This window comes from Parapedobacter flavus (assembly GCF_035818675.1).
In the GTDB taxonomy this organism is placed as follows: Bacteria; Bacteroidota; Bacteroidia; order Sphingobacteriales; family Sphingobacteriaceae; genus Parapedobacter; species Parapedobacter flavus.
Genome location: NZ_JAYKZZ010000016.1, coordinates 56,487 through 68,838 on the forward strand (window position 1 = coordinate 56,487; position 12,352 = coordinate 68,838).

Consider the following 12,352-nt stretch of genomic DNA (forward strand, 5'->3'; position numbering starts at 1 on the left):
GGCAATTTAAAACAGCCGCAGTCCAATCCGGATGGCTTGCTTTCCCCCGGGACCAACGTGGCTCCCGAAAGACCGGGCGTAGATGACGCGAACGCGCTGCCATTCCAGTCCGGCATGGACTTCTCCGTAATGTTTCAAGCCCGGTGTATGCAGGTAATGGAGGCCGATGATTTCATTTAATTTGAGCTTGCGGAGTAGCGGTACCTTGCCCGTAAGGAGCGTGGAGAGGTTGTACTCGCCATGCGCTTCCACAAAGTTTCCCGATGTGCTGTGCTGGTAATAATCCAGCAATAGGAAGGTGGTCGATTGCTGGTCGCTGATGAGCGTGCGCGTGCCTTTGAAATGCCGGTAGTCGGCATAGTAAATCGACTTGTCATTCAGAAAGGAGCCCGCCCGCACGTCGAATGCCATACGTCCGTACAAGCCCAGCCCGATATCCGTTTTATGCAGCCGCGCCATCAACAAATCATAATCCACATCGCTTCCCAGCACCTGCGGCACCCCCTTTGTATAGGATAGGGATAAGGAGGGCCACGGCGATGGCAGGTATACCCGCCGGTGCGGATAGGTCTCGTATTTGGTGCCGAAGTCGTAAATCAGCCCCAGGGAAACCTCAAAGGCCTGGTTTTCGGGGAACAGCGGAACGTCTTCTGTTGGCATCAACGGGTTATTGGAGGTGAGGTGCCGTTTATTCGACCCCCAGAACGTGTAGTCAGTACTATTGGGAAGCCACAGGCGGTTTTCCCATCCGGCGGATGCGGTGACGGTGATATTGGCCGGGAGCATATAGCGCCATTCCGCGCTACCAAATGTACGTTCATATAATTTGAGGTAATTGCGGCCGAAAAGCGTGGTGCTGATGGTATTGAAGAGCGGGGGCAGCGATCCCCGGTTATTCATGTCCTGTACGTTGCTGCCCCCGTAGAAGTGGAAGAAACTTTTGCCCAGTGGGAATGAGGTGCCCGCATAGCCGTTGAGCCGTTGGTTGGCAAAGCCGTAGCGGATGTTGCCATATAACGTGAAATTGCGGTTCAGCACCGTATCGACCTGTCGAGAATACCGCATGCCGTAATTGAGTGCCAGCCCTTCCACACTGTTGAAGAGCAGCGATGTGGCTAGCCCGTCGAACGAGAGAGCGGACCGGTTTGCGCGGTTGCGGTAGGTATATCCGGTCAGTAGCTGCTGCGGCTTCAGCCGGTTGGAAACGCGGTCGAGCGAATCGAGATAAGGTTTAGACTCGCGCCGGCGTTGCAGGCTATCCTTGCGGATGTAGTCCAGCCGCTCCTCTTCGGTGAGCAGCAACGGGCGATGTGTGGCCCAGTAGGCCGAATCGCGCTTGTTGACCCCTTCGGTAATGCGTAGCACTTCGTTGAACGACCCTTTCTCAATTGCGGGGTTGGTTTCGTAATCGCTGTATACTGCCGCAAAATAGCCGCCTATGCGGAAGCCAAGCAAGCCGCCCACAAAATCGAACCGGATGCTCGATGGTTGCCATTGGCCGCTTTCGATAGGGATAAATTCCTGCCGGATATCCAGCGTATCGAGGATGTTGATGCTGGATGCTTTGGTGAGTTGCAGGTTTACGCCGTATATACGCCATAGGTCGTCCATGATATAGATATTGCCCTGGTAAAGCGGTTCGCCCTTACGGCGGGGCGTTACTTCGATTTTATGGATGGTAAGCCCGTTTTCTTCGGTGGTACCCAGCAGGCGGTACCGATAATAGCTGAAGGCATTGTCGGCAATGGGCGACACGAATGGCCGCGGGCTCAACCCGTCGAAGATCGGCTGGTTGTTTTCGTAGAAATTGAGTTTCAGGTCGGCCGCCCGGTTAAAGCTGAATGCCCGGTTGTTGCCCGAAAACTTCGAGCTGATCATTTCCTCCCGGAAATCATCGGGTGGCCCCACCGTGATGTGCGATTCGGATTCGGATAGGTACACGATACCCGTGCGGTTGGAGTCCAGTCCGATTTCGCGGCCGATCTGGTCGATATCCACGCCGAGGAACTTTTTTGGTGCTTGCAGCAGGCGCTGTACGCCTTTGATGTACACATTGGCGGTGTATGGGGTGGCTTCGTTGAGGTGTCTCTTGCGCTGGCGGATGGCCTGCCGGATGATGGCATATGCCGGGTCTTCACCATTGCCAATCACCACCTCATCCAGGAGGTACGCTTCGGCCAGGAGGGTAACCTGAAGGTGTTCATTCCCATCCACGGTAACCGGTTTAATAGCTTGCTTATAACCCACCGAGCGCACCACCAGCTCATGCGTGCCGGCGGGCAGACTCAATTTAAATATGCCCTCGCTATTGGCCGATGTGCCTGCCCGTGCGGCATCTTTGGGGTAGATGCTGGCAAAGGGTACCGGCTTGCCCTGTTCGTCGGTTACCTGCCCCGTGAGTAGGTAGGTCTGAGCGCTACCAGAAAGGATCGTGATACTGATAAATACAAACGTGAGTAGCGGTTTCAGCATAAACATCCTCAAAACTACCAAAACGTTACCGGATGTCGTTGTTAATTTTCGTTAATGTTTCAGCCGATAGAAGGTTTCATCATCACAGGCTCGCTGCATAGCGGCACAGTGCAATGATACCCTTTACATCATTGAAATCCAGCTCGTGTTCGGTGACATATTTCTCCAGTGCCTTCTTATGGTCGCGATAAATCCGGTGGAACTGCTTGAAGTTGGAGAACTTTTTCCGTTTTCCGCCAAGCTCGATAACGTAATCGTGGTAAATCTCGGATACCTCCTGTTCCGGGGTTTTGCGGTCCGACCCTAAGCCCTGGAAAAAGGCGGTCGAATAAACGTCGACCGAGGCCAATTTACTGGTGCCACCATAGGCTACGGGTGGTGGTTTTTGTGTACTGCTTGCATTGAATCGGATGTATATAGTGGGATCGTCGGACACTTTTTCCAATGCATTTTCACCGTCGAGCAGAAAAGTGCGCCCAGCGATAACGAGCGAGTCGATGCCCCGATAATTAGCCACTACCTTTACCTGTCCATCGCGCTGGTCGATGAAATAAAGCGCGCTTTCCACCAAGTTATAATTCACTTTTTCAGTCGATGTTTGGCCACCGTGAAAATGTACTACCGCATCGTTGTAGTCTTCAAAAAGAAAGGGCGATAGGGGGTCTTGGGCGTAGCCGGGCATAGCAAGCGGGGCTACCATCAGCAAAAGACAATATACGGGTTTCATATCATGCTGTTTTGCCGGAAAGATACGCAATTTTTCGTTTCGCCATTGTCGGGCTGCCGGATACGCCGCGGTAAATACTATTAATTTTCGTTAATATTGCAGCCAGCACAATAAACTTAAGAACATGAATACCATCAACACTTGCCTATTGACGGCAACCCTGGTACTTGCATCGATTGCCGCCCATGCGCAGGCTGCGCCAACATTTATTTCGTATCCTACCCTGACGCCCGATGGGCAGACGATTGTTTTCAGCTATGCGGGCGACCTGTGGAAAGTGGCTGCCGATGGTGGGCAGGCACTTCGCCTCACGGCGATGCGGGGCGACGAAATTGCACCGAGGGTTTCGCCCGACGGCCAATGGCTGGCGTTCTCGGCCAACCAGTTTGGCAACCACGATGTGTACGTAATGCCACTGGCTGGCGGCGACATCCGGCAGCTTACCCACCACGATGCTTCCGATGAGGTAGACAGCTGGAGCTGGGATAACCAGACCATCTACTTCACCTCGGGGCGCTATAACCGATTTACCAGCTATACCGTACCAGTCCAGGGTGGAACCGCTAAACGGCTCTTCACCCACTATTTCAACACGATACACGGCGTGGCCGAAAAGCCCGACGGTGAACTCCTCTTCAATAACACTTGGGAAAGCTATTTTAATGCGGACCGTAAGCGCTATAAGGGAGCGTTTAATCCCGATATCCTAGGTTACCACCCGGCTAACCACGCGTTTACCCAGCACACTGACTACGATGGCAAGGATTTCTGGGCCTCGGTAGACCGGAAGGGCAACGTGTTCTTCGCTTCCGATGAGGCCAATGGCGAGTATAACCTCTATACATTTGACAGCGGAGCAAAGACGGCACTCACCCACTTCGATACCTCGATCAAGCGGCCTGCGGTATCGGCCAACGGCACGAAAGTGGTCTTCGAGAAGGACTACCAGTTGTATGTGTATGACGTAGCGACCCAGAAAACGTCGAAGCCCCATGTTACCATCAGCCGGAATGCCCTATTGGATGTCCCGCAGGAGTTTGACGTGAAAGAAAACATCACCTATTTCGACGTGTCGCCGGATGGCAAAAAGCTGGCCTTCATTTCGCGTGGAGAACTCTTCGTGAGTGATGTGGAGGGTGAATTCATCAAGCAAATGCCCAGCTCGGGCGAGCGGGCCACGGAAGTGAAGTGGCTGACCGACAATAAAACACTGCTGTTTAACCAAACCCATGCGGGCTACCCCAATTGGTATACCCGGCCGGCTGATGGAAGTGGCGAAGCCAAGCAGCTCACGGCCGATCTGCGCAGCAACCGCGATATCGCGTTCAACTCGGAGCGTACCCAAGCCGTGTACCTCAGTGGCCGTGATGAAGTGCGGCTGCTCGACTTGAAAACGTTGCAGAGCACCACCGTGGTGAAAGACGAAATCTGGGCCTTCCAGAACTCGGAGCCGTCGTTCTCGCCCAATGGCGAGTACATTCTGTTTACGGCGTACCGCAACTTCGAGCAAGACATCTTCGTGCATCACATTGCGAAGAAACAGACCATCAACCTCACCAACACTGGGGTGTCGGAAGCATCGCCGGCTTGGTCGCCCGATGGCAAGTCCATCTACTTCGCCAGCAACCGTACTAAACCGGCCTACCCCACGGGTATGCGCGATGCCAGCATCTACCGCATGGCGCTGGATGATTTTGACGAACCCTACCGGATCGACAAGTTCGACGAGCTTTTCGAGGAAAAAAAGAAAGATGAAAAGGAGAAGGACAGTAGCCACAAAAAGAAAGGAAAGGATAAAGACGAAAAGGACGACAAAGCCGATAGCACGAAGACGGCCAGTACGCCGATTGTTATCAATACCCAGGGGCTGCTCGACCGCATTACCCGCGTAGGTCCCGCTTTCGGCACACAAAGCAACCCCAAAACCTTCAAGAAAGGCGAGAAAACCTACATCTTCTATTCCTCCAACCACGATGGCGGGCGCCGGGCGTTGTACCGGACGGTACACGAGGCTTTTGAAGATGACAAGACCGAGAAGGTGGCCGATGGTGGTGTGGGCAACTTGGTGGAGGTGAAGGGGAAATTCTATGCCCTTTCGCGCGGTACCGTGCAGAAATACAACATCGACGGCAACAAACTCGAAAAAGTGAATATCGCCTTCAAATTCCGCCGGAACCTGGAAAACGAGTTCAACCAGATGTTCTACGAAACATGGGCAGGTATCGAAGAGAACTTTTACGATGGTGACTTTCATGGGGTAGACTGGGCCGCTATAAAAACCCGCTATGCGGCTTACCTGCCCTACCTGAACAACCGAGCCGACCTGCGGGTGCTGCTCAACGACATGTTGGGCGAGCTCAACTCGTCGCACCTTGGTTTCAGCTCTAATGGCAACGACGAGCGTAAGGATTTTTCGGTGGTAACCAATGAAACGGGGTTGGTATTCGATAACGAGCACCCCTACCGTGTACAGCGTGTGGTAGACCGGAGCCATGCGGCCCGCAGGGAGGTGGATATCCGTCCCGGCGATGTGTTGGTCGCCGTTGACGGACAACCGGTGGATACCCTGGCCGACCGCGACGCGTATTTCACGCGGCCGTCGTTGGCCGAGGAAATGGTGCTTACCTTCCGGCGCGACGGTGCGGCGGTTACCACCAAGGTACGGCCCCAACGAAGCAGTGCCCTGCGCGACCAACGCTACGATGAATGGATACGTGCCAACCGACACAAGGTGGATTCGCTGGGGCAAAACCGCATCGCCTACACCTACATGAAAAACATGGGTGGGGGCGAACTGGAGCGATTTCTCCTGGACATGGTGGAGCAGGAGGCCCATAAAGATGCCATTATTCTAGATCTGCGATACAACACCGGCGGGAATGTGCACGATGAGGTGTTGCAATTTCTCTCGCAGCGCCCGTACCTGCAATGGCAATACCGTGGCGGCAAGCGCTCGCCGCAGAGCAACTTTGCCCCGTCGGGCAAACCCATCGTGCTGTTGGTAAATGAGCAGTCGCTTAGTGATGCCGAGATGACCGCCGCCGGGTTCAAGGCATTGAAGCTGGGCAAGATCATCGGCACGGAAACCTACCGATGGATCATATTCACATCGGCCAAAGGCCTGGTGGACGGCTCGATGTATCGGGTGCCGGCCTGGGGCTGCTATACGCTGGAGGGCGACGACCTGGAGTTGACCGGGGTGTCGCCCGATATCTATGTCAAGAATACCTTCCTGGACCGGTTGCAAGGCAAGGATCCGCAGTTGGAGCGGGCCGTGGGGGAGTTGTTGGGTGAATTGGATGAGTAAAACAGAAAATTAAACGGAGAAACCAGGCACCGCGCAACTGGCGCAGTGCGCCATTGCGGGGGCGCAGTGAGTCACTGTTGGGGCGCAATGCGGCATTGCGCCCCCGCAAAGGAACACGCCGGGGACGCAGCGTTACCCGGAGGGGACGCAGGGACGCACCGCAGGGGTACGGTGAAGCAGGGTGGGGGTACAGTGCGCCGCCGCGCCGGCACAGCGTTGCCCGACCGGGGCACCGGCGAACGTCGCGGGGGCACAGCGCCGCATGGCCAGGGAACGGCGGACTGCTTCAGGGCCGCAATGAACTGCTGTCGGGCCACGGCGACCCACTGCAGGGGAACATAGCTGCAAAGCGACGGTACAATGATCCATCTTGCCCCCGAAGGGCTTTTCAGTAACCCGAAAGTGAAACGCTGCGCCGTTGCTACCGCTCGCCGTCCCCCCGCGCCGGCGTATTGTCATCCCTGCGAAGGGCTTTCACCAAGCGCCGATTGTTTAGTCCCCTTTATTTCGCGCATTAAAATCCGTACCTTTGCCCGCGAAAATCACCAGCTGCTTTTAAAGCGGCATGGCTGCACACCGGTAGTAACATATCCGAATGAATAAAATACATTTCCAAGAGAAGTTCGAGGAGCGGCATATCGGCCCCAGTGCCGATGAAACCGCTGAAATGCTGCATGCCTTGGGGCTAGAAAGCCTGGGCCAGCTGATGGATGAAACGGTTCCCGCGCAGATCCGCAATACGGTGCCCCTGGGCTTGCCGGAGGCGTGGAGCGAAACGGCGTACCTGCAACGGATGCGGGCTGTGGCCGATAAAAACAGGGTGTTTAAATCCTATATCGGCCAGGGGTACTACGGCGTTACACTCCCCGGCGTCATCCAGCGGAATGTGTTTGAAAACCCAGGCTGGTACACCCAGTATACGCCCTACCAAGCGGAGATCGCCCAGGGCCGCCTGCAGGCGTTGCTCAACTTCCAGACCGCGGTCATCGACCTCACCGGGATGGAGATTGCTAATGCCTCGCTGCTTGATGAAGCGACAGCCGCCGCTGAAGCCATGTTTATGCAATATGGCCTTCGTAAGAACAAGGCGGCCGATACGTACTTCGTCTCCGATAATGTATTCCCGCAGACGCTCGACGTGCTTCGTACCCGAGCACAGTCGTACGGTATTGAGTTGGTGGTCGGAGACCTCCAGGCGGTTCCCGAAGACGACGGTATTTTCGGTGCATTGTTGCAGTACCCCGCAGGCGATGGCTCGGTAACTGATTACAGCGTCTTGGTGGAGCAACTGCATAGCCGCCACATTTCCGTTTGTGCGGTGGCCGACCTGCTTAGCCTGGTGCTACTTGCCGCCCCCGGCGAGTGGGGGGCCGATGTGGTGGTGGGCAGTACGCAGCGCTTCGGTATCCCCATGGGTTTCGGTGGACCGCATGCGGCTTATTTCGCCACCAAAGAAGCGTATAAGCGCAATATCCCCGGCCGCATCATCGGCGTTACCGTAGACGCACAGGGGGAATATGCCCTGCGCATGGCGCTGCAAACGCGCGAGCAGCATATCCGGCGCGATAAGGCATCGTCCAATATCTGCACCGCGCAAGCCCTGCTGGCCATCATGGCCGGGTTCTACGCCGCTTATCATGGACCGGAGGGATTGCAGAAGATCGCAGACCGCATCCATGGACTGGCCAACCTGCTTGACAAGGCGTTGCAGCGGTTGGGCTATACCCAATATAACGACACCTATTTCGATACCTTGCGCGTGGAACTGGGCGAACTTGCCGGGCCACTGCATGCCGAGGCGCTCAACAACGACGTGAACCTCCACTATGAAGGGACCATCGCCGGTATTTCCGTAGACGAGACGACCACATACCAAGATATCGAAACCCTGGTACGGATCTTCGCCAAGCTGAAAGGCAAAACGCTCGACGATGCGGATTTACAAGCACAGTCGGAACGCATCGCTCCGGCTATCCCGCGGGCATTGCAGCGTACGTCGGCATACCTGACGCATCCGGTATTCAACAGCCACCACTCCGAGCACGAAATGCTACGGTATATCAAATCATTGGAAGCCAAGGATCTTTCACTGTGCCATTCGATGATCCCGCTAGGATCATGTACGATGAAGCTCAACGCTACAACGGAAATGGTGCCGGTAACGTGGCCGGAGTTCAGTAGCATCCATCCGTTTGCCCCTACCGACCAGGTGGGCGGCTACATGCAACTCATCAGTGAGCTGGATGCATGGCTGAGCGAGATCACCGGTTTTACCAAAGTAAGCTTCCAGCCCAATTCGGGGGCCCAGGGGGAATACGCGGGACTGATGGTCATCCGTGCATACCACGAAAGCCGTGGCGATACGCACCGCAATGTGGTGCTTATCCCCGCATCGGCCCACGGCACCAATCCGGCATCTGCAAGTATGGCGGGCATGAACGTGGTGGTGGTGAAGTGTGATGAGCGCGGCAACATCGATGTGGCCGACCTGCGCACCAAAGCCGAAGCGCACGCGGCGGATCTTTCCGCATTGATGGTTACCTATCCGTCTACGCATGGGGTTTTTGAAGAGCCCATTATTGAGATATGCGAAATCATCCACCAGAACGGCGGACAGGTGTATATGGACGGCGCCAACATGAACGCACAGGTGGGCTTCACCAGTCCGGGTCGTATTGGCGCCGATGTGTGCCACCTCAACCTGCATAAAACATTCTGTATACCGCACGGTGGCGGTGGTCCGGGTATGGGCCCCATTGGTGTGGCTGACCACCTGGTGCCATTTTTACCTAACCATGAGGTGGTGCCCGTAAGTGGTGCCGAGGGCATCAGTGCGGTATCGGCAGCGCCGTGGGGATCGGCATCCATCCTGCTGATTTCGCACGCCTATGTGGCCATGATGGGTGCCGAGGGGCTTACCAACGCCACACAATATGCCATCCTCAACGCCAACTACATCAAAACACGACTGGAAGGCCATTACCCCGTGCTCTACGCAGGTGCCAACGGCCGCTGCGCTCACGAGTTGATATTGGATTGCCGGGGGTTCAAAGCGGTAGGTGTTGAAGTGGGCGATATTGCCAAACGATTGATGGACTATGGTTTCCATGCGCCTACCGTGTCGTTCCCTGTTGCAGGGACCTTGATGGTGGAACCCACCGAGTCGGAATCGCAGGCGGAGCTCGACCGGTTCTGCGACGCGATGATTGCCATCCGTGCCGAGATAGCAGCAGTTGAACAGGGCGAGGCCGATCGGGCGGATAACGTATTGAAAGGTGCACCGCACACCATCGCCATGGTAAGTGCCGACACGTGGGATAAGCCATATGCCCGGTCGCAGGCTGCGTTTCCGCTGCCATTCGTGCGGAGCCACAAATTCTGGCCTACCATAGGGCGTGTAAACGACTCGCAAGGCGACCGCATGCTGATCTGTGCGTGCCCACCTGTGAGCGACTACGAAACGGTCGAGGCGTAAACGTGCCTATACAAAAAACCCATTCCGACCATAGCCGGAATGGGATTGTACGACTTTTCGTCATACTGGTGTGCTTTTCCTGCGCTGGAATTATCCAGATCAGGTTCGGGGATGTAATCTCAGCCTGATAGACTCAAGCACTCCCGGCACATCGTTTGGTAAGAAAACAACGGCGCCCGCAAAGGGTTTTAAAAAAAGTGAATTTTTTATACATTTGATGGTTTCAAACCCCATATTCCATGAAAGCATTTAATATCATCTTTTGTATCCTGTTTTTAATCAGTGCTGGGTTGCAATACAACGACGTGGACCCGTTGCTGTGGATGGTCTTGTATGGGTTCGGTGCCTGGGCATGTTTCATGGTGGCCCGTGGCCGATATTTCATCTGGGCGTATGCATCGGGAATCGTGGTTTACCTCGGCTTCGTAGTGTACTTCCTTATTTTTAAGCATAACGTACTCGATTGGGCGCTGCACCATGAAGCGAAAGATTTGGTGCAATCGATGAAAGCCGACAAGCCATGGATAGAGGAAACCCGCGAAGTGTTGGGCCTGTCGATACTGATTGCGGTATTGGCGATAGACTGGATTGCGGCTGCCAAGCGTAAGCAGGTCACCACAGCGTAACCGCGCTGCTTTTTAATTGCTTTTTTCCTATAATTTTGCTTAAAGTTTACTTAACTTTAACACTCAGAACCAAGGCTAACGGCCGATGTTGAGAAAATTTAAGCGCTTGGTATTGACCGATTGAATTTGTGTTAAAACACACCTAAGTTATTGATATAAAGACAAGTAATTGATATTTCATTTTTTAATTTTTTAGGTGGCTTTTTTTTGCCACCTTCGTTTCACGGAGAAGTTATCAACATTTTTTCGGTCATTTATTGGGTATCAACTTTTTAAGATTTAACGAATGGAAAAAACGAGCGTGAGTGTATGGGATAGCTGTCTGCAAATCATCAAAGATAATATTCCGGCACAAAGTTATAAGACCTGGTTTGAGCCCGTTAAGGCTGTACGGTTGGAAGGCAACGTTTTGACTATTCAAGTGCCTAGTTTATTTTTTTATGAGTGGCTGGAAGAACATTATGTCGGCTTGCTTCGCAAAACGATAAAGAAGCATCTCGGTGAAAATGGCCGGTTGGAATACAACATCGTTGTCGAGAAATCATCCACAAGTAACCCATATACCACCAATATTCCCTCAAGTGGGAATGGTGCGGAAGCAAAAAGGCAATCGATTCCCATTCCTGTAGCACTTAATAAAGATATCAAGAATCCGTTCGTCATTCCGGGCCTCAAGAAATTGCAGGTCGATCCGCAGTTGAACCAACATTATACGTTCGACAATTTCATCGAGGGCGAGTGTAACCGATTGGCGCGGTCGGCGGGTTTCGCCGTGGCGAGCAAGCCGGGCGGTACCTCGTTCAACCCGTTGATGATCTATGGCGGGGTGGGGCTTGGCAAAACGCATTTGGCACAGGCCATCGGGAATGAAATCAAACACAGTCTACCCGACAAGCTGGTTATCTATGTGTCGTGCGAGAAATTCTGCCAACAATTTGTCGATTCCTTAAAAAACAATACCATTAACGACTTTGTCAATTTTTACCAAGCGATGGACGTCATCATCATGGATGATGTGCATAACTTCGCGGGTAAGGAACGGACGCAGGATATATTTTTCCATATTTTTAACCACCTCCATCAGTCGAGCAAACAGATTATCCTCACATCGGATAAGCCACCTAAGGACCTCGCCGGACTGGAAGAGCGGTTATTAAGCCGGTTCAAGTGGGGCCTTTCGGCCGATATGCAGGTGCCTGATCTGGAAACGCGCATGGCCATCCTCAAGAAGAAAATGTATTCCGATGGCATCGAATTGCCGGAGAATGTAATTGAGTATGTCGCCAATCAGATAGACAATAGCGTGCGCGAACTGGAGGGGGCCATGGTGTCGTTGCTGGCACAGGCTACGCTCAACAAGAAAGAGATCGACCTCAACCTCGCTAAATCGATGTTGAAGAATTTTATCAAGAATTCGCACAAGGAGATATCGATGGATTACATCCAGAAGTTGGTGTGCGATTACTTCGAGGTGCCCGTAGAGATGGTCAAATCGAAGTTGCGCAAGCGCGAAATCGTACAGGCCCGGCAAATATCGATGTACCTCGCGAAGAACCATACCAAAACGTCCTTGAAATCCATCGGCGCATTCTTCGGTGGCAGGGATCATTCAACGGTAATTTACGCGTGCCAAACGGTAGAAGATTTGATTGAAACCGACAAAAAGTTCAAGGCCTACGTACAAGACATCCAGAAGAAGCTGAAGACCAGCTAGCCGGCGTAGGGCAATCCGTCGATTTTCCTTA

7 protein-coding genes and 1 riboswitch are annotated in these 12,352 nt (G+C 53.7%); of the genes, 5 read left to right on the forward strand and 2 right to left on the reverse strand.

Annotated elements, in window-relative coordinates; all coding sequences use genetic code 11:
* Window positions 1-6: 6 nt before the first annotated feature.
* On the reverse strand, window positions 7-2,472 hold the full coding sequence (locus U9S71_RS13545) for a DUF5686 and carboxypeptidase regulatory-like domain-containing protein (protein WP_326328045.1): 2,466 nt from the start codon (window positions 2,470-2,472) through the stop codon (window positions 7-9).
* Between the two features lie 82 nt (window positions 2,473-2,554).
* Complete coding sequence (locus U9S71_RS13550; RefSeq protein ID WP_326328046.1) at window positions 2,555-3,199, reverse strand: hypothetical protein; 645 nt, start codon at window positions 3,197-3,199, stop codon at window positions 2,555-2,557.
* Between the two features lie 124 nt (window positions 3,200-3,323).
* Between U9S71_RS13550 and U9S71_RS13555 the strand changes: the two genes are divergently transcribed.
* The 5 genes from U9S71_RS13555 to dnaA all read left to right on the forward strand — a co-directional run bounded on the left by U9S71_RS13555 (window position 3,324) and on the right by dnaA (window position 12,321).
* Complete coding sequence (locus U9S71_RS13555; protein WP_326328047.1) at window positions 3,324-6,506, forward strand: S41 family peptidase; 3,183 nt, start codon at window positions 3,324-3,326, stop codon at window positions 6,504-6,506.
* Between the two features lie 53 nt (window positions 6,507-6,559).
* On the forward strand, window positions 6,560-6,901 hold the full coding sequence (locus U9S71_RS13560; protein WP_326328048.1) for a hypothetical protein: 342 nt from the start codon (window positions 6,560-6,562) through the stop codon (window positions 6,899-6,901).
* A 200-nt stretch (window positions 6,902-7,101) separates the two neighbouring features.
* On the forward strand, window positions 7,102-9,981 hold the full coding sequence (gcvP, locus tag U9S71_RS13565) for an aminomethyl-transferring glycine dehydrogenase (RefSeq protein WP_326328049.1): 2,880 nt from the start codon (window positions 7,102-7,104) through the stop codon (window positions 9,979-9,981).
* 58 nt (window positions 9,982-10,039) lie between these two features.
* A riboswitch (TPP riboswitch) is annotated at window positions 10,040-10,136 on the reverse strand.
* An 84-nt stretch (window positions 10,137-10,220) separates the two neighbouring features.
* Window positions 10,221-10,607 (forward strand): transmembrane 220 family protein, encoded by a 387-nt coding sequence (locus U9S71_RS13570; RefSeq protein WP_326328050.1) that lies wholly within the window; start codon window positions 10,221-10,223, stop codon window positions 10,605-10,607.
* 286 nt (window positions 10,608-10,893) lie between these two features.
* Window positions 10,894-12,321: a chromosomal replication initiator protein DnaA gene (dnaA, locus tag U9S71_RS13575; RefSeq protein WP_326328051.1), complete on the forward strand. Its 1,428-nt coding sequence runs from the start codon at window positions 10,894-10,896 to the stop codon at window positions 12,319-12,321.
* Window positions 12,322-12,352 lie beyond the last annotated feature (31 nt).